Genomic DNA, 21747 nt, shown 5'->3' with positions numbered 1-21747 from the left:
CATGGGACAGTAATCCCATGCTTTAACGATATTTTTCATTACATTCATAATGATAATTTGTGTAAATTTTATGATATCCCTTGCAGATTGCAAATTTTTTTAACATCATTTAAATAATCTAGTATCCTCTGTTTTTGATACGCATTCTCAATCTTACTGATCATTCTATCTGATAAACTCAAATACTCCTCTGCTCTGTCAAGGAAGCCATATTCCCACTCTATGGCCTCCATAATATGTATGTTTCGGCCATGTCATACAAACCTCTATCATTTTCCTTTGTACCCAAATCAATAGCTTCTTGATACATTTTTCTACCTTGATCGATATTAGTAGTCGTGAAAAGAAATCTTGCATATCCACGCATATTATATATTTCAGTACATTTACTAGATGATCTTTCCATACTCTTCCGCCAATAGTAGTCAGCATTTTCAAGATCCCCGGTTCGTTCTAATGTCTTTGCTAACAAAGCAAACTCCATATCTGATACTAATGTTTCAATTTTAGGTAAAAAATATAGCGCTTGATTTGCAAGGAAACTCCTTTTTTGATTAAATACCCTTGTCAAATTTACATTTTTGTTTATATTCACTTCAAGTTTAATAAAATCAACATCCAATTCAGTAATTTCATTGAAGGTATCTGTAAGCTTCTCTCTAATAATTCTTTCGGTTTCATATTTCTTTTGTCTCAATGATATATACAACGATACAAGTGAAACAATAAGAGCAATGATAGACACAATAACTTTAGCCTCCATAATTTCCCCCACCTTAAACTTTTTAAACATAACGACACAAATCCTTACCAAATTTTCCATTTAATTACTTTTTAAAGTATGGATTACGTCAAGAACACTAAGTGGTTCTTATCTTTTCCCATATAGAAAATTTGTGCTGACCTATGATAAGATTCACCGTCACAGATTAATCTACTAAAAAAAAACCTCTATTTTCAAAATTTATGGAGGCAGTGAAACTTACATTTTATTTACATACTGTACATTTTTAATTTTTAGATCATTAACTAAAATTCTATGACAAGAAGTAGCAGGTTCTGTTGCAAAGTTTTCTAAACTAGGATAAACTCTGAAAAAAGCAAATGAGGAGCATAACAGATGAGATATTTTAAAGGAAAATAATTCGAGAAAGATATTATATTAGTAGCCGTGGCTACTGTTGTCGTTTTTCTTTAAGTTATCGTGATGTATCTGAAATTCTGAAGGAACGTTGCATCTCGGTTCATCCAACAACCATTATGCGCTGAGTTCATGAATATGGAAATCTTATCTATCAAATTTGGAAGAAGAAAATCAAAAGATCACAACTATCTGAGAAAATGGATGAAACCTATATAAAAATCAAAGAGAAATGGTGCTATTTATATCGATCAATTGATAAAGAGGGACAAACACTTCGCCATGCTTCACGTACAATAAAAGGAATCGAAACGGTTCATATCCTACATAAACAAAGACGAAGTCTTCAATCAGACTGCGTCTTTTCGACATATAACGAATTACAAAAATTATTAACGGCTTCGTAAAATCCAACAGAATTCCTTCACCTTTTTATGTGTTAAGAAACTTTACAACGGAACCTATTAAACCATTAGGATTATGCGTGCAAGATCATTTTATTCCATTACTATATATTACCTCTATATATAAATATATTTATTCTATCGACAATATTCCTATTTTTATGTAAAAATAAACTTAATAGTTTTAATTCTCTTATATCTATTACATACTTTGAAAAGGGAGCGTTCCAAATGAATAATGCCGAGTTAATTTTCGAAAGATTAAAAAAATCAAGATATACAGAAATTCAACGTATGATTAACGAACAACAAGAAGAATCAGATTTCCTAGATTTCAAGTTGAAAAGTGACCCTGCTGGTGACACAATTTCTAAAGATGATAAAAGGAACTATGTAAAAGCATTATCAGGATTTGCTAACACCTCTGGAGGCGTCATTATTTGGGGAGTTGACGCAAGCAAAAACAAAGATGGATTGGATGCTGCTAAAGGCGAAACCCCTATTATAAATGCAAAAATATTTCAAACAACATTAAATAGTCTCCTTTCAAATGCTCTAATCCCTTTACTACCTGATATTGAGAATATGTTTATTCCTATACCTGGTACCGATGATGGATTTGTCGTAACATATGTCCCTGCTAGTGACTTACCTCCCCACCAAGCATTACTCGGAGAAAATAAATATTATATGCGAATAGGGGACAGTTTTACACAAATGACACATCATCATATCTCAGAAGCTTTTGGTAGACGACAAAAACCGGTTTTAGAGGTTCACTATGAAATACAAAGCGGTGCAATTATTGGTACAGGCCCTGATAGTGAGTTTGAATGTTCCATTGTTGTTGGTATCCGTAATATCGGACGATATGTTGCTACATATCCTGCAATTCGTATTAAAGCAGGGGAAAATCTCCGACTGCTAGAACGCGCGAATACACAAGGACTACCTTTAATATATCAAACTAAAATCGACATACAAAAAAATGGCTATATGTTTGCCGGCGGCATAAATGATGTAGTCCATCCAGGATCTTATAAATCTGTATACCCTCTTTATGTTACAACTAAAATTAAAGAGCAGCACCTTTATGGAGATGAAACTGTAACGGATGATTTAATTTTTTCGTTCTCATATGAACTTTTTGCTGAGAGGTGCCAGCCCGTGAAAGATGAAGTGATAATCAAATTTGATGAAATCAAACAAGCATTATTATTCTCTTAATCTTGTTTAAGTCCACAACATGCAAAAAGAAAGTTTATAATTTGTAACATAAGTGTGCAAAATCTATAATAAAATTATTTATTTTTAACCTTAAACAAGCAGAGCCCCGTTTTGATATTTAAAACGGGGCTCTGCTTATTTAAGATTTCATACGGATTCGTATTAATCCTTTTATGATACTCTACGGAGTTTGCTCAAAACTATATTTCGTTGGTTCAATGTATTTGCCTAGCTTCTTGTACAAAAGATAATATTTAAATAAATCTTTTCCAAATTCCGGCGTTCTACCTGCAGGATATTTTTCCACCGCAGAAACTAGTTTAAATAACATACAATTATTAATCTCCTCGAGAACTACTATTAATTCGTGATCAACGTTAATTATTACAGGTACTTTGAAAATCTCATTAATTGTTTGCTGAATCCTACTTCTATAATCTGATAATGAAGAGATTTCAGTATGGTATCCGGTGTTAATTCTTACTGTATTACCTGTTGGTTTTTCAATGTATTGATAATCAAAATCCATATTATTATCATTGTCTATAGTTTGTATTTTTTCAACCAACTCTTGTAATCTCTCATCATTAGATTCAGCAATACCATTCTTATAAAAATAATAATAGATAGTTATTCCCATAAACCCTAAGACCATATCTATTCTATTTTCAATTATTTTCATTGCACGAAGGCGTTTTTTTTGCTCTGGTAAATAGACAACTATAAAGTAGAAAATGCAGCTAATTATATAGCTAATACTAAGTCCAAAAACCGTTTCTCCTAACTCATATCCGTAGTGAAACCAGGATAAAAAACTTATCTGTGATGTATGTATGTCCTTTAAGGGTGTAAATTTAACCATTATGATTAAAATACAACTAATTATAAAGAAAAACCAAAATAAAAACCGAGTGTTTAAGTTCTTTAACAAATCAATCTTCTCCTAACCTTTTATTTGGTCTTAAACCATCTTAATTAGAGATTCACGCAACCTAAATTCAGATATCTAGTCCCAATAATTATTGAAAAATATCGATTATATACTTTTAATGGAATATAACACAACTACATTTTTTAGGCATCTTTATTTTATATGCAACGTTCTTATGTGTGATTATACAATATATTGTAATGCTAAAAAAAAGATCCCCCCTCCACTTCACCTAATATGGCGTGTAAACTTATTACTCATTTATTATTGTTCATTTTTAATTTCCGATAAACGTTTTAATAAACAGATACATTCCGCTTCAAGTTGTTCTGTTGACTTCTTTGACTTCTTTAAATAAACTAGAAATTTTTTGATATCTTCTATCTGTTCCGGTGATAATATTGCCGGGCACAATAAGTTAAGTTTTATACGGTCTAAAAAACTCTCACTATGAGCATATCTATCTATTTCTATTATTTCGTTTGTTGTATCATAAAAAGGTGGGAGTGATTTTTCTCTGTATTCATTTATAAATTCTAATACTATAAAATCTACAGACCATTCCCAACCTACAGGTTTTTCCCGTTTCATTTCTTCAAAACGCTTTGATAAATTTCTCATCTTGTTAACCACTGTTGCATTAGAACTATTAACAAACTCACATAAATACATTAAATCTAAAATTAACATATTAGCCGTATCTTTATAATTAACATCATCATGTAGTCTCCCATGTGCAGCTGTATTCCTTAATTCAATAAAATCATACTTAAAGTATTCATGACATTTGAAGTTTCTATCCTTCGTTACTATCTCTTCTACCTTTTTACCCAAAGAAACACGTTCTATATCTGACGGTGATACTCCTAACTCAATACAATAATCATATATTATCCCCTCAATTTGAAGAGGTGTAATTTGGCAGAATAATTCCATTCTTCCTTCTTTATAAATTTCTATTGCTTGTTTAAGCATTACCCTCTTACTAAGAACATGATTTTCCTCTATAAGCGATAAAATTTTATTTCCAATTTCATACGTACTTATATATCTATCTACACGTGCATTAAATTCAATTATGTTATTACTATGAAGAAGTTTCAATTCTTTATATTCCTTCAACGTCATATATTTAAATTTATAGTTCAATCCATCAAATACTGACATTTCGTACTCTTCTTTCTTATTTCTAAAAGGATACGGGGAATCTAATATTTGATTTACATTTACATAATCTGCAAAGCTAATCGTCTTATCCCAATCTCTGATTTCTTTATATACGCGTGAATTTATTTTTCCTGTCATATATTCACAGATTTCATCTTTTGCCTTATTAAGCTTATCAACTAAATATTGATATTTTTTCTTTTCATATCTATCAATAACTTCAACCCTCTGTTTTGATTCATATTCTTGTATCATAGAGTTTATTTTCCTTAAGTCCTCCATAACAAGAAAAATTTCATGGTTAAAGGATTGATAAGGCTCTTTATCTTCTTTAATTTCCATTATATTATTGGCTACAAATTGATAGAATGCTTCCTCTTCATTTGGTAAAGCTTCTAATGCGTATCCATACTCCTCACAAACTTTTCTATAGACTTCTTCTACTTTTAATTTAAATACATTAATTTTAAGAACATAATTTAAAAAGTGGCGTGCAAGTTTATTTTTATTTACTCTAAAAAACAAACCCTCATCTATTAATCTATTAATAGCTAGTTCTGTCCTTTGATTCATTATCAATTCACCCTTCTCATGTACACTATATATAAACATTTAAAAGTTATTTCTTTATATTATTACCTACATATTTAATCATACCTTGCTAACTTTATAGATTCAATTCGTATAGTTCCATCCAATTCCGTAAGGAAGCATATTTCCCAAGTTGCGCGTATAATAAAAAAAGAGGAAACACTTTTCCCAAATCGCACGCGTAACTAAAGAAAATAGAGTGATAAACATGTTTATATCAAAGTTTCAATCTGATTCCGTGTTCCCTTTAACGATAAAAAAGGAAACATCTTTTCACAAAAAATGCACATAAATTTTTTAATAACTTTTTTTGAAGCTTTGCAGATCTAAGGCTTATAAAGTGTTTCCACTTTTCTCGGACTCTCTTAAAGGAGACATTTTTATAAAATTTGTTTTGCTATAATTAAAATTGGTATATTTCATAGTATTTCGGCATATATTTCTGAATTTTCAGAACGGAGGTAAAAAAGATGGGGAAATCATTTATTATTCGCAATCAACGTAGTCTCAAAGGAGAATTTACGAACACTGTTTTAGTTACGCTAAAATTTCGGGAAAAATTTGTTGAAACATTTGAAGAGAAATACTACAGCTATAAAGATACATATCTCGAAAACACTCTGGAACATATGACATACGAAGATTATATTGCGTATGTTGATGGATTTGTCAAACAAGCGAAACCATCTTTTTCACGTCGCACGGTGTCTGCTATCTCTGAAACAATGTGAGGAAAACATAAATTATATGAGATTACTAATGCAGATTTAGAATTCTTCTTCTAGCTTCATAAGGAACCTTACATAAATGGTGTAATTCCCTATGTAACCGTACATATGATGTGGGAAGATTACAAGCAATATACAGAAGAATTTGCATACAGCACTCTCAGTTCTATATTGCTTAAAAAAATTAAACCTACACAACATTATCTCAATTGAAAATGGAGTAGATAGTCGTTATACGGTCAAGTTGACTCATTTTATAAACGAAGAAACTGAAAAGGCAAATTCTTATGCTTATATTAGTCCAGTCGTATTTATGAAAGCTTTCTTTAAGCTATCTGTTGCAGCGAGGAAACAAACTTTGGCGGTATATATCGCTTCTTACATAAAAAATACCCGCATCAAATCCGTGCTGGAAGAGATGAATATTGGTAAGTTTGCTTCTAACACGAATAAATTTATTCACGTACTAAAACATACATACCATCGTCAAATTCGTAGCGTCACCCGTAGCTTACGTGACATGGTGGACCGTAACAAGGAATATCCAACTAAGCTTGTATATAACACTGAAAAAATTATTAAATCAAACATCACAATATCAAATTCTTGATACAGCAGCTAAGGATGGTGTCTACCCTTTTATTGCGCAGCATATACCAAAAGAAAAAAACAGTGAAAGAGAACAAGCTGTCTTCAATTTTGGATTACATTACTCGATGTATTCAATTCGAAATATAAAGAGGATGTTTAGAAACATTCGTGCGCCGCTAAAGCAGAAGTTTACTGTACCTGTTACAGAAAAATCCTACCACCGAACTATCTAAAATACCAGGAAGAAACGTTATTTAGAAAATAGGCTTACATTTATATATACACATTATTTTTAAACTCTTGTATGTCCTTGACAATTATTTATGTAATCTAAAAATAAGCATATAAGATTTTAACGCTTCAAATCCCCAATATATTATCACTAATTTTAAACTCCTTCGTAATCCTAGACACAATTAGTCTAATCCCTTTATTTCAGATAAAAAAACATGCGATTTATTGTTCCATACTCTGTATATATTCATGATATAGCTCATCACATCTTAACAATTCTCTCTTTAAACTTTAAAGAAACTGAATAAAAACTGGTCAAGATTCTGGTCAAGAAATTTCATTTTTCTACGTTACAGGATTTGCATAAGAAAATATAGAATATCCTATAGACCCTTGATACAACTACCTTTCCGCTCGATATTTCCGAAACGTAAAATATACGTTTCTTATCTTGACAGGGTGGAGGTCGTGAGTTCGAGCCTCTCCGGGGTCATAAAAAAACACCATATCAACCTATTAGGTGATATGGTGTCTCTTTTTATCCAAGTTACTTCTTATAAAAACTAAAAATCTTGCCAGTCAATCACTTCCCACCAAACATCTTCTCCAAAGACTTCGCATTAGCAAATAACAATTCTTGTAGGTTGTCATCGGCAACGATTTTGTAGTCGCCATCTTTGTCTTTCTTTAAGTTCAATGTAACTTCGCGAGTTGCCATTATTGCGTCTTTATCTGATAAGTGTTTGATGATCGCTGATGTCATCGTTTTTTCTATTGCCTTTTCAGATTGCTCTTTGTCTTCACTAAAGGCACTAGCGAAAGCCATTGGCATAACTTCTCCCATTGCTTTTGTTACGGCAACAGATAGATCGGCAGATGTAACTTTTACTTTCACTTCTGCTTTGTCATCCTTTTTCGATACTTCTTCTAGCTTTTCAAATTTAAAGTTCTTCATAATTGCACTTAGCATTGCTTTTGCTTCAGCATCGTCTGTTTTTTCATTTAGTTTACCGAACTCTTTGTCACTTACAACAAATGTACGAGCCTTTTCTACATCACCTTTTTGCATCGCTGTTAAAAATTCTTCTACAGTATCTTTCGGATTTGCGCATCCTGCTAAAACACCGACTGTTAATCCTACTACCATCATTAACAGCAATAATTTCTTTATCTTTTTCACGTTCATTCTCCTCTTATCTTTTCTAGTAAGTCATCACTATATAATAGTATGAAACTGACATTACAAACATTTTTTAGTATAGCATTTATATGATTTGTTTTCTATTCCTTATAGGAAAACGAAAAAGCCTTGTAGTATTTCTACAAAGCTTTCTTCATCAATCTGTACCTGTAACACAAATGAACCACAGTTTATGATCCTTACTATCTAACACCATCCAAGTAGCATCCCATGCAATACCGTAAAACCAATCTGTCCAAGGACGGTAGCTTTCGAATGCTTTAATATCCTCATATCGATCTTGGAACATGTATTGACATACATTAACCGCTAATTGCTTGGCGACAACCGGTCGTTCTTGAAATTCTACATATGCTCCGCCCCACAAAATTTGAGCGGCAATACTACCATCAAGCATAACTGCCTGACGCTCTTTAAAACGACACTTATATTTTTCTGATGTATGTATTTTTAACTCTTCTAAGTTATTGATTATATCTAAAGAGTTAAAGATTCTTCTGAAAAAATGCTTGTGTCCATCTTCTCCACGCGGTATTTCTTTGAAAAAATTTTCGTTATGTACTTTAAAACAACTTATAACTGGTCCACCATTTAGGTTTTGTTCTTTGAATGTATGTATAAATTGCTCAATAGATGAGTCATTCGTTTCTATTTTTTCAAAAGTTCCTGCTTTCCATCTCATACCGCTCACTACTCTCTATTAAAAATTTGTTTCTTCATTATTATAATACTTGCTTTAACATCGGCCTTGCTACTCTATATTCTTCACTATTTGGTTCTTTTACGAGTATGGGCGGCCTTTCATCCTCTTCTTCTAAAATCATTTCAAATACTTCTGTTTTTTCTTGTAATATGTTGGATTCACTATCTTTAGTAGGCTGTTTGCTTGTTTCAATTTTCTTTGTTACTTCGCCAAGTTTTTGTCCGACTTCTTCTGCTTTGGCAGGTTCATTCGTAATGTAGTATTCCTGGCTCTCCCATACTAATATAGGTGGTACATGTTCTCGTTTGTTACATATTATATAAGTAATACTAGCTATAAGTAGTAGGCATATCGCTATAAAGAAGATAGCTTTTTTATTCATATACTATTCTCCTTATCTATCATTTCATTGGATTATATAATATAAGGTATAGATAGTAAATGGATTTTATGGTAATTTTTAGTTTTTTAAAAAAAGAAAAACCTTACATAAGTAAGGTTCCGTTTTTAAGTTCTATAGTGACTGATTTATTAAAACGATCATTACGATAATCGCTATAAACATAACAACTAAACAGCCGATCATTTTATAAAATCCTCGTTTCGTTAACGTTCCGCCCTGAACGTCTTTACGAATAAATAAGAATACCGCTAAAAATAAAACAAGCCCCATGCCAAAAGCATACATCATTTGCATATATTAATCTTCCTTTCTCTCTTACATCTTAATATCTTTTCGACAAAACAACAAACGAGATAAAGACTGTACTCATCGTTAATGCCATTAATATGTTCAATAGTTCAACCGCAGATAGTGTAATTACTTTTAAATTTAAGCCAATAGAGAAAAGAAGATAATATGCCGTTAGCGCAAAAAAGCTGAAGAACATTCCTTTATAACGAATGAGTTTCATTCGCTCATCTTTTTCTTTAAATTGCGGGTGTAAGTAACTTAGGCAGAAACACATAATCATCATTGCAAGCACGGTATAAGTTGGAATTGGCGGCGCGGAATGCGTCATTACACCTGCTAATATCATAGTTCCACTCATAATAAAAAAAATAATTCCCATAATTACAAAGTACTTTTGTGAATAATTCATCCTTTCTCCCCCTCTTCTTTTCCTTCATAAATAAAGTGCAACTTTAATCAGTGGGGGTTTTGTTCATCCCCCACTGATTATTAGTTGAACCAATCGGGCGTTTACGGGCAGTTAATCTCCCGCCTAACTTCTTTGCCTCAGCCGAATTTTGAGGTGGGAGTCTTACTGCCCGTTAACGCGGGATAAATACATGTTCTATCGTTGTTTGAAATGTTTTCGCTATTTCAAATGCTAATGGAAGTGATGGATCATATTTCCCTTTTTCAATTGAAATGATGGTTTGTCTGGAAACCCCAAGTTTCTCAGCCAATTTTTCTTGAGATAGTCCAAATTTTTTTCGGTATTCGACCATTTTATTTTCCAAGGGAATTTCTCCCTCCTCCCTTATATCGAGTATATATGTAAAGGAAACTTTACGTCAAGGTTCCTTTACATATATTTTGATCATTTTTAATTCTATTTATATAGAAGAAACTTTTCAAATTCAGCACGTCTGTTTTGGAATGAAACATGGAACAATGTATATATCCGTTACTATATCCCCTCCCCGCTTTTGTGAAAATTTAATATCTCCATATTTGTTTTATCCTTTTAAAATATTTCATTCTTCTCCTTATTGGGTGAAATGCGCTATTGTTTTTACGGTGTTTTTCGCCATATTTATAGAAACTAACGGTTTATGAAGCATTTTTTATGTTTAGCCACTTTTTTTGTAGAAATCCTTCGTTTTCCTTTCAATATTTAACACTACCGAAATAAAGTTTACTCTAAATTCATAATTTTTTATTTTTTATACTATATTCCGTTATATTGTTGTATAATATCAATGAAAGCGCTTATTATTTCAATATACATAATTCGAACTTCATTTTATCAAAACATTCTAACCATTATACCTATATTTAAATGCAACAATTATAGTTGTTAGTGTAGGTATACCAAATATATCCACCCCATTTTTCTGTAAAATTACTTTATAACATGAAAGATTAACTTGGGTGATAAGTTATTGTGAATGTTTTTTTACAAAACAGATAAGTAATAGTGTTTGGTATTATGTAAATTATTGTAATAACATAAGAGTAAAGAAAACAATTACATTAATTATTAGTTCATCAATTATTGAAAAAGAGCAAAATGCACCTTTTTGTATGGAAAAAGGATTATATGCATTAGGAGGTTTAAACAAATGACGAGGAAGAATACAACGACAAACCCTTGGGCCAAGTTCCATGGTCCGAACCTTGGTTATGTTATTGAACAGTATGATCTTTACGTAACTGGAGCAGGTTCTGTTGATCCGGAATTACAAGAGCTTTTTGAAATTTTTGGAGCTCCTTCGTTTCAAGATGATGTCGTAACAGGGGACAACACAGCAACACATTTTTCTCCTCAAAACACAGGGAACATTGAAAAGATTCTTAAAGTCGTTCAACTTGTTGAACAGATTCGTTCTTTCGGGCATACGTTAGCTCACATCAATCCGATGGAAGATGCTGCAAATGGCCAATCACTTATCGAGAAAACAATGAACGAACTGAGCGATGCTGATTTGAAAGCGATTCCAGCTAAAACAGTATGGCAAGATGCACCAGAGGGTATTCACACTGCACTTGATGTAATTCATAGATTGAAAGACGTTTATACAAAATCTTTAGCTTATGAATTCTCACATATACAAGATAGTGAAGAACGCGTGTGGTTGCATCAAATGGTGGAATCAAATTCATTGCGTCAACCATTATCAAATAAAAAACGAACTGCTCTTTTAAAACGTTTAACTGCTGTTGAAGGTTTCGAGCAATTCTTGCATAAAACATTCGTTGGTCAAAAACGTTTCTCAATAGAGGGCGTTGATATGCTTGTACCTGTACTAGATGAAATTGTTTCAGAAGGTGCTAAAGGCGGCGTTGAAGATGTCATGATTGGTATGGCTCACCGTGGTCGTCTAAGCGTACTCGCTCATGTACTAGAAAAGCCATATGGTCACATGTTTGCTGAGTTCAAACATGCAAAAATAGAAGGCGTAAAGGCAAATGCTGGCTGGACTGGCGACGTGAAATACCATTTAGGTAGAGAACAAGTCGTTGGTAATGAAGAAGTTAGCACTCGTGTTACATTAGCAAATAACCCGAGTCATCTTGAGTTCGTTAACCCTGTTGTTGAAGGTTTCGCACGTGCAGCTCAAGAGAATCGTAAAAAATCTGGTCTTCCAGAACAAGATACTACAAAATCATTCGTAATTTTAGTTCATGGTGATGCTGCATTCCCTGGTCAAGGTGTTGTGTCTGAAACACTCAACTTAAGTAGATTGAATGCATACCAAACTGGCGGAACTATTCATGTTATCGCAAATAATGCAGTCGGCTTTACTACTGATAGCTATGATTCTCGTTCTACTAAATATTCAAGTGACCTTGCAAAAGGTTTCGATATTCCGATTGTTCACGTGAACGCTGATGATCCGGAAGCTTGTCTTGCTGCTGCAAACCTTGCGATCCAATATCGTACGCTGTTCAAAAAGGACTTCTTAATCGATTTAATCGGTTACCGCCGATATGGTCATAACGAAATGGATGATCCAGCAGTTACGCAACCACAAGTGTACAAAAAAATTAAAAATCACCCAACTGTAAGAGCAATTTATGCAGATCAATTACAATCTGCTGGCGTTCTGAATGCAGATGAGGTTGAAACAATTACTCAGTTTATACAAGAGGAATTAAAGGCTGAATACGCGCAAGTGCCACCAGCTGATACGAGTGCTGCAACAATTCACGTTAAAGTCCCAGAGGTTGTTGCAAAAGGAATTCAACCGATTGACACTGGTGTTTCAATTGACTCACTTCGTGCAATTAATGAAGGACTATTATCTTGGCCTGAAGGCTTTAACGTATATCCGAAAGTGAAGAAAATTCTTGAACGTCGTAAAGATGCTCTTGAAGAGAACGGTAAAATTGAATGGGCACTTGCTGAGTCATTAGCATTCGCTTCTATTTTACAAGAAGGTACGCCAATTCGTTTAACTGGCCAAGATTCACAGCGTGGTACATTCGCGCACCGTCATATCGTATTACACGATACTGATACAAATGAAACATATTCACCATTACACCGTTTACCAAACATTAATGCATCATTCTCTGTTCATAACAGTCCGTTATCAGAAGCTGCTGTTGTTGGTTACGAATATGGTTATAACGTATTTGCTCCAGAAACTCTTGTGATGTGGGAAGCTCAATACGGTGACTTCTCAAATACTGCGCAAGCATTATTTGATCAATATGTTTCAGCAGGAAGAGCAAAATGGGGTCAAAAATCTGGTTTAGTTCTTCTATTACCACACGGTTATGAAGGTCAAGGACCAGAACACTCTAGTGCACGTCCAGAGCGTTTCTTACAGTTAGCTGCTGAGAACAACTGGACGGTTGCAAACTTAACGAGCGCGGCACAATACTTCCATATCTTGCGTCGTCAAGCATCTATCTTAGGAACAGAAGCTGTTCGACCATTAGTACTTATGACGCCGAAGAGTTTATTACGTCACCCACTTACGCTTTCAACTGCTAGTCAGTTAAGCGAAGGACGTTTCCAACCTGCTTTAGAACAAGGAAACCTTGGTGCGAAACCAAACAAAGTAAAACGTCTTGTTTTAAGTACAGGTAAAATGGCAATTGACTTAGCAGCAGAAATCGAGAGTGGTAAGCATGAGTACAGCCTAGATGAAGTTCATATGGTTCGTATCGAGCAGTTGTACCCATTCCCTGCTGAAAAAGTTCAATCTATTATTAAACGTTTTAAAAACTTAGAAGAAATCATTTGGGTTCAAGAAGAACCTCGTAATATGGGCGCATGGCATTACATGGCTCCAATTCTGTTCGAACTAGCTGGGGATAAAGTGAAAACAGGTTACATTGGACGCCCGGATCGTTCTAGCCCATCTGGTGGCGATCCATTCGCTCACAAAGCTGAGCAAGAATTAATCGTTGCACACGCTTTAGATGTGAAGTACAACTTCCGTCAAGATAAACAAGAAATTGAAGTTTTCAGCAACTGAAAGTAACAATGAGTTTTTCAGGCTCAGCTGTGGCAGATAGTCTGTCACAGCCGGGCTAACAAATGGAGATTACCGAAGATTAAAGAAGACAAAACACACCGTTAGGCAAATAAGGGGAGGACATTTAAAATGATCGAAATTAAAGTACCTGAGCTTGCAGAATCTATTTCAGAAGGAACTATTTCACAATGGCTTATCAACGTAGGCGACAAAGTTGAGAAAGGTGGCAGCGTTGTTGAGCTTGAGACTGACAAAGTCAATGTAGAAATCATCGCAGAGGATTCAGGTATTGTATCGAAGTTACTAGGCGAACCTGGAGATACAGTTGAAGTTGGCGCTACTATCGCAATTTTAGATGCAAACGGCGCAGCAGTTGCAGTAAGTACACCTGCTCCGGCTAATGAGCAACCAAAACAAGAAACTACTGAAGCACCGAAAGCAGCAGCTCCAAGTGTTGAACAAAATAAAGCGTTGCAAGGTTTACCAAATACAAATCGTCCTATCGCATCACCAGCTGCTCGCAAAATGGCTCGTGAATTAGGAATCGACTTAAACGACGTACGTAGCACAGATCCACTTGGACGTGTGAGACCACATGACGTACAAGCTCATGCTGCAGCGCCAAAAGAAGCACCAGCTGCTCCAAAACAAAGTCCGGCTCCAGTTGCAAAAACTGAATTTGAAAAACCAGTTGAGCGTGTGAAAATGTCCCGCCGCCGTCAAACAATTGCAAAACGTCTTGTAGAAGTTCAACAAACATCTGCAATGTTAACTACATTTAACGAAGTTGATATGAGTGCAATCATGGAATTACGTAAAGAACGCAAAGATGCTTTCGAGAAAAAACATGATGTACGTCTTGGCTTTATGTCATTCTTCACAAAAGCAGTTGTTGCAGCATTAAAACAATTCCCATTATTAAATGCTGAAATTCAAGGCGATGAGCTTATCATTAAAAAATTCTATGATATCGGTATTGCAGTAGCAGCTCCAGATGGATTAGTTGTTCCAGTTGTACGCGATGCTAACCAATTGAACTTCGCTGAAATTGAAAGCGAGATTCGTAATTTAGGTCTGAAAGCACGCGATAATAAACTTTCATTAAAAGAGCTACAAGGTGGTACATTTACGATTACAAATGGTGGCGTGTTCGGTTCTCTAATGTCGACACCAATCCTAAATAGTCCACAAGTAGGTATTCTAGGGATGCATAAAATCCAAGTACGTCCAGTTGCAATTGATGCAGAGCGTATGGAAAACCGTCCAATGATGTACCTTGCACTATCTTACGATCACCGTATTGTTGATGGTAAAGAAGCAGTTAGCTTCCTTGTTGCTGTTAAAGATATGCTTGAAGATCCAAAATCATTATTATTAGAAGGTTGATAGATTATTAATCTATTAAAAGCTGTAGAATGAATCATTCTACAGCTTTTTTTTATTGTGTTCATACGGGACAAATCACAATACATAGACTAATAATGTATGCCGAAAACGTAAGGGGGATAAACATGAATAACCTTCCAGTTCATGCAAAACTTAAAGCAAATAAGGATACTTTCTTCCTCCCCGATTCAAACGGGGGTGTTTACTTTCGAAATAACTCCAGTTCATTCCGTATGGATGGTGATGGGATTTATGACTGGATTGAGAAATTAATGCCTATGTTTAACGGTAATCATTCTTTGACAGAAATAACCGATGGTCTCCCTCTCCCCTATCAAAATCGTGTATTTGAAATTGGAGAGATTTTATATGAAAATGGTTTCGTTCGTGATGTAAGCCAAGATGCTCCCCACGAATTAAACAGTGCATTACTCGACAGATATGCTTCGCAAATTGAGTTTTTAGAAGCTGATTCCCATTCAGGCGCTTTAAAATTCGAAACGTACCGCGCAGCAAATGTGCTTATAATTGGTTCTGGCGATATGCTTACTTCCCTAGTTTCTTCTTTATTAGAATCTGGTTTACCTACATTTCATTATCTTGTTACAGATCGTGCTGAAACAAACTACGATCGAATTCATGAATTAAGCGAACGTGCATATGCAAATGATGACAATGTACTTATTCAAGAAATAGATAGTACAATTGATCGCCCTTTGCATGAAGTATTCGAGCCTTTCGACTGGATTTTATACGTTTCCCAAAATGGAGATATTGAAAGTTTAAGAGCAATCCATACTATTTGTAGAGAGTTTAGGAAAAATTTCATACCAGCTATTTGCTTATCAAGAATTGGTTTAGCTGGACCCGTCGTAACCGCAGACCGTGAAGAATGCTGGGAATCAGCTTGGCATCGTCTACACGAAACTACTTTACAAAGTGAAAATCCACCTGAACCTTTCTCACCAATTGCATCTGCAATGTTAGCAAATGTTATCGTTTTTGAGTTATTTAAACATGTCGCTGAAGGTTCACACAGGCAGTATAATCCTCAATTCTATTTATTAAACTTGGAAACACTTGAAGGAAAGTGGCACCCTTTCATAAAACATCTTCTCGCAACCGATGAAATCTTTACAATTGATACGGTGCAAAATCTTCAAGAAAACCTTGCCCATCGTTCCGGACAATATACTTCAACTGAACTTTTTCGTTTTTTTGATACGTTAACTTCTAAAGAAGCTGGCATATTCCACATGTGGGATGAACAAGATTTACACCAATTGCCTTTATCACAGTGCTATATTCAAGTTGCAAATCCATTATCAGACGGACCTACCTCTCCCCTTCCTACTATAACTTGCGGTGGATTAACTCATAATGAAGCACGCCGCGAAGCTGGTTTAACAGGAGTTGAAACATATGTAGCTGAAATGATTCATCGTCTTATCCCCGAACATACTGATATCGGTATTGGTGCTGGGGAAACGATGACAGAAGGTGTATACCGAGCACTACAAAAACATTTAAATAATAAGTTATGTGAACGCCAATCACATATGCTAGAAGAGGTTACAGAGCTGGATTTAACCGAAATTCATGATAAACATTGTAGGTTTTACTACGATGCTCTCTCTACAATTCATGAAATACCTAAAGTAGGAATGAGTGAGGAGTTACTTGGCTTTCCTGTCGTTTGGATCGGTATAAATGATAGATGGTATGGTGCGGCAAATATTAATATAACACTCGCGTTACGAAATGCTCTGCAACAAGCACTCCTTCATATTCAAAATGAAGAGATTCCTTATAAAGCTAATATGTTACCGGAATCATCCATTGTTTTATATAGTACGGATTCTGTTAGAGTAGCAATACAAGAAGAGGAAGAAGTTCCAGGCGTACAGTCTTTACAAGTTGCCTTGCAAAATTTAACGGAAAACAACTTGTATCCATTCGTTTTTGATTTAGCTATTGAGTCATTTTTAAGAGACAACTTAGACGGTGTATATGGGGTATTAATTGCAAAGGAGGATGACCAATGACTCAAAACATACTACTTATAGGAGATGGCCTACTCACAGACTATGTACATGAGCAATTGTGTAAGCAATATTCACTCATCCGCCAGCATACAATTACAGAAATTCTCCCTGAAAACATTCATCTTGCTCTCGTCTTACACGACGGGTCTCCTTCTTCCGTACATCATGATGCTGAGCTTATCTTTCGCTCAAATAATATTCCGTGGCTTCGCGCGTTTACTTCGTTTGGTGAAGGTATTATCGGTCCTTTCGTGAAGCCTCTTACAACTGGATGTTCCCACTGCGCTGATGGACGCCGGTTTATAGCTGGATTTGATCAAAAAGAAATGTGGGAACTACAACGGAAATATGCATTAAAATCAGAGAACGTGACGAGGCGTGATGTACGCGCCACCCAAAATGGAATGTTACAAATGTGCCAGCTCATTCATGCTGAAACAGAGAAAATATTAACTAACAAACATTCTTCTATAGACAATGAACTCATTTTACTGGACTTACAAACGTTACAATGTACTCGGCATTCGTTTCTTCCAGACCCTCTCTGTCCGGTATGCAGCAATTTGTCTGACGATACAGCAGATGCAGCGCAAATTTCTTTACAACCAAGTTTGAAAACGAGTACTGAAACGTATCGCTGTCGTTCCATTCATGAGCTAAACACATTTTTAACGAGAGACTATTTAGATTACCGGACTGGTATTCTGAACGGTAAAATGCAGCATTCTCTATTACCGTTTGCTGATGTCATTATAAACATGCCGTTACTGTTCGGAAATGAAGGTGTCGCGGGCCGAACTCATTCATTCCCACTTAGTGAAGCAACCGCTATTTTAGAAGGATTAGAACGATATTGCGGTATGTCGCCTCGCGGGAAAAAGTCAAATGTGCATGGTAGTTTTCATGAACTAGAGCATATTGCACTGAATCCCCTCACACTCGGCGTACATACAACTGAACATTACAATCGTGATACTTTTCCATTTAAGCCGTTCGATCCTGATTATGAGCAAAACTGGGTATGGGGATACTCTTTATCACAAAGCCAGCCACTTTTAGTTCCAGAATCAATCGCTTATTATAGCCTTGGTCAACGAGATGCCTTCGTGTATGAAACATCAAATGGATGTGCAATTGGTGGTAGTTTAGAAGAAGCAATTTTTCACGGCATTTTAGAAATTGTAGAGCGTGACGCCTTTTTGCTCACTTGGTATGCCGAATTACCTCTTCCCCGCCTTGATCTTAGTTCAGCAAATGATACGGAATTACAACTAATGATCCAGCGGTTACACACGATTACCGGATATGAATTACATGCTTTTAACGCGACGATGGAACACGGCATCCCGAGCCTATGGGTCATCGCAAAAAATACGCGTGAAAATGGAATGAACGTTGTTTGTGCAGGAGGCTCTCATTTAGACCCGATCCGAGCTCTAAAGAGTGCAATTCACGAAATAGCAGGCATGTTACTTATAACAGACGATGAGCTCAAGCGAAAAAGAGAGAAATATGAAAACTGTTTACAAGATCCTTACCTCGTTACGCAAATGGAAGATCATAGTATGCTGTACGGATTAAAAGAAGCGGAAGAACGTCTTCACTTCCTTTTACGTGAAGATGCTCCGGTGCAAACGTTCCAAGAAATGAAGGCATTACAATCATTTGATATGGATTTAACATCTGATCTTCATCAACTTTTAAACAGGTTACATCAATCTGGACTTGAAGTAATTGTTGTAGATCAAACGGTCCCCCTTATAGAAAAGAATGACTTACATTGTGTAAAAGTAATAATCCCAGGCATGTTACCGATGACGTTCGGTCACCATCTCACTCGGGTTACAGGACTTGATAGAGTATATACCGTACCGATGACACTTGGATATAGGGCTGAGCCTTTAACGAATGAAAGTTTAAATCCACATCCGCATCCTTTTCCATAATTCATAGCGAGGGGGAAATTTGATGCAACTGGATAATTTTTTACATCATCTCCATTTTTCTATTAATGAAATTATGTCGTCCGATAAAGAGATTGATTGGGAAGACGCACCACTTCCTTATAAATTATATCGAAATTTACCAGTCATCCCTCTCTCTTTAGAAATCCCTTTAACTTTGCGGAATTCTTCTACTAAACCTAACTTAGAGGAACTCGGTCATTATCTTTGGTACTCATTTGGTTTAACACAATTATGTCAGCCTACTACTAACCTAGAAAATAATAAAACAACGACTCTATTTCGAAGATTCGTCCCTTCTGGGGGTGCTTTATATCCAAATGAATTATATATGTATTTAAAAATTGAGCATTATCCAGACGGCATTTACCATTACGACGCCGCGCACCACCGTCTTATCTTACTTCGCGAAGGAAATTTTGATTCTTACCTTACAAAAGCACTCGGCAATCGTTGCAACATACATTCTTGTTTTGGCGCTGCATTCGTATCCACTATGTTTTGGAAAAACTTCTTTAAATACAATAACTTTTCGTATCGTCTGCAAGGATTAGATAGTGGTGTTCTCATCGGACAATTGCTTGAATGCGCAAAACAATTCGGTTATACAAATGGTGTATATTTTCAGTTTCTAGACCGGGCAATGAATCATTTACTTGGACTGTCAGAAGGTGAAGAAAGTGTGTATGCTGTTATTCCTTTAAGTACAGAACCGACTACAGATTGGTTTCACGATAATCATCACGAAAATACAACTGTTACTTCTCATGACTTGTTGCAACAAATCCCGCTGTTAACACATGAGCATTTCGTTCGCTCAAAACATGTAGATGACTATCCGATGATAACAAAAATAAACGCGGCATCTATGATTGAATCGACAGAACACTTCCAAACATTTACCTGTGGAGAACGGCAACAATATAGTCCACATGCTGTACAGCTACCTAAAGTGGAACGTTTATCATATGATTTCTTACAACTTTGTAAAAAACGATATTCACCTGATGCTGATTTTACTTTAACAAAATGGGATACAGCCGAGCTCGCTACTCTACTCCAAGAAGCGAGCCTCTCCTTCCCTTATTACAACGACCTTGATGGCAAATATTTAAATGAAAACGCACGAGTCTCACTATATGGATGTTTTTATAACGTAAAAGACATAGAAAACGGCGCTTACACTTATAACAGTAGGACACATTCCATACAGCCACTTCGGCACGGAGACCTTCGTTATTCTCTGCAATCCAGTATGACGATGGATAACGTAAACCTTTTTCAAGTACCGCTTTGCTTACATGTAGTCGGAAAGAAAGATTACTATAAAAATAAATTAGGCTATAGAGGATATCGCATTCACCAAATGGAAGCTGGTATACTCGTTCATAAACTCGTTTCTACTGCGACCACTATGGGAATGGGTGGTCATCCTTTACTTAGTTTTGATACAAATTCATGCGATCAATTGTACGGGATTGATGCCGGAAATGAAACTTCACTCATTCAAATCCCGGTTGGAGCGTATCGAGCGCGGAATTGGCTAAAAGGAGCCTTGCATAATTAGAAGCACGCCGATTAATGGCGTGCTTTTTTTAAAGGAGTTAAATTATTGAAAGCGAAATAAATACATATTCTTATATAAAAGGAGAGTTTGAATTGAGTATTTTACAAAGATTAATCGAGCAAGCGAAAAATCCTCGCGGGACAATTGGTTCCTCTATGCTTTGCATTATGAATGCTGCGCATACGAGACTAACAAATTGGGCTTTACAAAAAATACATATACGTGAAGATGCAGTTATTTTAGATATCGGTTGCGGAGGTGGGAAAACAATACATAGCCTTTCAAGAGTAACTCCCCAGGGAAAAATATACGGCATTGACTATTCAGCGCAGGCTGTTGAAAACTCCAAGAAAACCAATACGAAGGATGTAGAAACAGAAAAAGTAATCATTCATCAAGCAAGCGTCTCCTCTATTCCATACAATACGAACTTCTTCGATCTCATTACTGCCTTTTCAAACTCATTACTTTTGGCCCGATTTTGAACACGATATGAAAGAAGTATTTCGCATCTTAAAACCGAACAGATCCTTTTTACTAGTCGCTGAAACTTTCAAAATTCAATATCATATGGATAAATTTAAGACGACCGAAGAATTAGTAAACCTTTTTTATAAGACGGGATTTACAAATGTGAAATGTTACGAAGAAAGAGGGTGCCTTTGCGTAATAGGAAATAAGTAAAAAAGCAGACCTTTCAAGGTCTG

15 protein-coding genes and 3 pseudogenes are annotated in these 21747 nt (G+C 35.4%); 9 read left to right on the top strand and 9 right to left on the bottom strand.

Annotated features, from left to right (window positions below):
• Positions 1-220 precede the first annotated feature (220 nt).
• Positions 221-763, bottom strand: a complete 543-nt coding sequence (locus BWGOE10_RS06195) for a hypothetical protein (protein ID WP_070141346.1) — start codon at positions 761-763, stop codon at positions 221-223.
• 393 nt (positions 764-1156) lie between these two features.
• On the opposite strand from BWGOE10_RS06195, the pseudogene BWGOE10_RS33285 reads away from it, so the two are divergent.
• Positions 1157-1419, top strand: a pseudogene (locus tag BWGOE10_RS33285) (DDE-type integrase/transposase/recombinase); the annotation flags it as partial.
• Between the two features lie 357 nt (positions 1420-1776).
• A complete protein-coding gene (locus BWGOE10_RS06190) occupies positions 1777-2772 on the top strand; it encodes a helix-turn-helix domain-containing protein (protein ID WP_070141345.1) in 996 nt (331 codons plus the stop codon).
• A 181-nt stretch (positions 2773-2953) separates the two neighbouring features.
• Here the strand turns inward: BWGOE10_RS06190 and BWGOE10_RS06185 are convergent, their stop codons facing one another.
• Both BWGOE10_RS06185 and BWGOE10_RS06180 read right to left on the bottom strand, forming a co-directional pair.
• On the bottom strand, positions 2954-3703 hold the full coding sequence (locus BWGOE10_RS06185) for a hypothetical protein (protein WP_070141344.1): 750 nt from the start codon (positions 3701-3703) through the stop codon (positions 2954-2956).
• 264 nt (positions 3704-3967) lie between these two features.
• Positions 3968-5443: a hypothetical protein gene (locus BWGOE10_RS06180; RefSeq protein WP_070141343.1), complete on the bottom strand. Its 1476-nt coding sequence runs from the start codon at positions 5441-5443 to the stop codon at positions 3968-3970.
• A gap of 488 nt (positions 5444-5931) precedes the next feature.
• Between BWGOE10_RS06180 and BWGOE10_RS33280 the strand changes: the two are divergent.
• Positions 5932-7042: pseudogene (locus BWGOE10_RS33280) on the top strand (hypothetical protein); the annotation flags it as partial.
• Between the two features lie 555 nt (positions 7043-7597).
• Here the strand turns inward: BWGOE10_RS33280 and BWGOE10_RS06165 are convergent.
• From BWGOE10_RS06165 to BWGOE10_RS06140, 6 genes are all read right to left on the bottom strand, one after another.
• Entirely contained in the window at positions 7598-8194 is a 597-nt protein-coding gene (locus BWGOE10_RS06165) for a DUF4878 domain-containing protein (protein ID WP_070141340.1), read from the bottom strand.
• A gap of 157 nt (positions 8195-8351) precedes the next feature.
• Entirely contained in the window at positions 8352-8897 is a 546-nt protein-coding gene (locus BWGOE10_RS06160; protein WP_070141339.1) for a hypothetical protein, read from the bottom strand.
• A gap of 40 nt (positions 8898-8937) precedes the next feature.
• Positions 8938-9300, bottom strand: coding sequence for a hypothetical protein (locus BWGOE10_RS06155; RefSeq protein WP_070141338.1), 363 nt, complete (start codon positions 9298-9300; stop codon positions 8938-8940).
• Positions 9301-9432: 132 nt separating this feature from the next.
• Positions 9433-9615: a DUF3976 domain-containing protein gene (locus BWGOE10_RS06150; protein ID WP_002086895.1), complete on the bottom strand. Its 183-nt coding sequence runs from the start codon at positions 9613-9615 to the stop codon at positions 9433-9435.
• Positions 9616-9643: 28 nt separating this feature from the next.
• A complete protein-coding gene (locus BWGOE10_RS06145; protein WP_070141337.1) occupies positions 9644-10021 on the bottom strand; it encodes a permease in 378 nt (125 codons plus the stop codon).
• Positions 10022-10193: 172 nt separating this feature from the next.
• A complete protein-coding gene (locus BWGOE10_RS06140) occupies positions 10194-10385 on the bottom strand; it encodes a helix-turn-helix transcriptional regulator (protein ID WP_070141336.1) in 192 nt (63 codons plus the stop codon).
• Between the two features lie 825 nt (positions 10386-11210).
• Here BWGOE10_RS06140 and odhA point away from each other — a divergent pair.
• From odhA to BWGOE10_RS06105, 6 genes and pseudogenes are all read left to right on the top strand, one after another.
• Positions 11211-14078: a 2-oxoglutarate dehydrogenase E1 component gene (gene odhA / locus BWGOE10_RS06130; RefSeq protein WP_070141334.1), complete on the top strand. Its 2868-nt coding sequence runs from the start codon at positions 11211-11213 to the stop codon at positions 14076-14078.
• Between the two features lie 129 nt (positions 14079-14207).
• Positions 14208-15464: a 2-oxoglutarate dehydrogenase complex dihydrolipoyllysine-residue succinyltransferase gene (gene odhB / locus BWGOE10_RS06125; protein WP_070141333.1), complete on the top strand. Its 1257-nt coding sequence runs from the start codon at positions 14208-14210 to the stop codon at positions 15462-15464.
• A 125-nt stretch (positions 15465-15589) separates the two neighbouring features.
• Entirely contained in the window at positions 15590-17509 is a 1920-nt protein-coding gene (locus BWGOE10_RS06120) for a putative thiazole-containing bacteriocin maturation protein (protein WP_070141332.1), read from the top strand.
• Complete coding sequence (locus BWGOE10_RS06115) at positions 17506-19455, top strand: TOMM precursor leader peptide-binding protein (RefSeq protein WP_070141331.1); 1950 nt, start codon at positions 17506-17508, stop codon at positions 19453-19455. The genes BWGOE10_RS06120 and BWGOE10_RS06115 overlap by 4 nt, the downstream gene beginning before the upstream one ends.
• A 22-nt stretch (positions 19456-19477) precedes the next feature.
• On the top strand, positions 19478-21040 hold the full coding sequence (locus tag BWGOE10_RS06110) for a SagB family peptide dehydrogenase (RefSeq protein ID WP_070141330.1): 1563 nt from the start codon (positions 19478-19480) through the stop codon (positions 21038-21040).
• 92 nt (positions 21041-21132) lie between these two features.
• Positions 21133-21724: pseudogene (locus BWGOE10_RS06105) on the top strand (class I SAM-dependent methyltransferase).
• Positions 21725-21747: the final 23 nt, after the last annotated feature.

The organism is Bacillus mycoides (genome assembly GCF_001757995.1).
Taxonomy (GTDB): domain Bacteria; phylum Bacillota; class Bacilli; order Bacillales; family Bacillaceae_G; genus Bacillus_A; species Bacillus_A mycoides_B.
This window is presented reverse-complemented; position numbering and strand designations above follow the sequence as displayed.

Coding starts and splice junctions, on each gene's coding strand:
- BWGOE10_RS06195 (WP_070141346.1), bottom strand. CDS start 763: ATGGAGGCTAAAGTTATTGTGTCTATCATTGCTCTTATTGTTTCACTT.
- BWGOE10_RS06190 (WP_070141345.1), top strand. CDS start 1,777: ATGAATAATGCCGAGTTAATTTTCGAAAGATTAAAAAAATCAAGATAT.
- BWGOE10_RS06180 (WP_070141343.1), bottom strand. CDS start 5,443: ATGAATCAAAGGACAGAACTAGCTATTAATAGATTAATAGATGAGGGT.
- BWGOE10_RS06160 (WP_070141339.1), bottom strand. CDS start 8,897: ATGAGATGGAAAGCAGGAACTTTTGAAAAAATAGAAACGAATGACTCA.
- BWGOE10_RS06155 (WP_070141338.1), bottom strand. CDS start 9,300: ATGAATAAAAAAGCTATCTTCTTTATAGCGATATGCCTACTACTTATA.
- BWGOE10_RS06150 (WP_002086895.1), bottom strand. CDS start 9,615: ATGCAAATGATGTATGCTTTTGGCATGGGGCTTGTTTTATTTTTAGCG.
- BWGOE10_RS06145 (WP_070141337.1), bottom strand. CDS start 10,021: ATGAATTATTCACAAAAGTACTTTGTAATTATGGGAATTATTTTTTTT.
- odhA (WP_070141334.1), top strand. CDS start 11,211: ATGACGAGGAAGAATACAACGACAAACCCTTGGGCCAAGTTCCATGGT.
- odhB (WP_070141333.1), top strand. CDS start 14,208: ATGATCGAAATTAAAGTACCTGAGCTTGCAGAATCTATTTCAGAAGGA.
- BWGOE10_RS06120 (WP_070141332.1), top strand. CDS start 15,590: ATGAATAACCTTCCAGTTCATGCAAAACTTAAAGCAAATAAGGATACT.
- BWGOE10_RS06115 (WP_070141331.1), top strand. CDS start 17,506: ATGACTCAAAACATACTACTTATAGGAGATGGCCTACTCACAGACTAT.
- BWGOE10_RS06110 (WP_070141330.1), top strand. CDS start 19,478: ATGCAACTGGATAATTTTTTACATCATCTCCATTTTTCTATTAATGAA.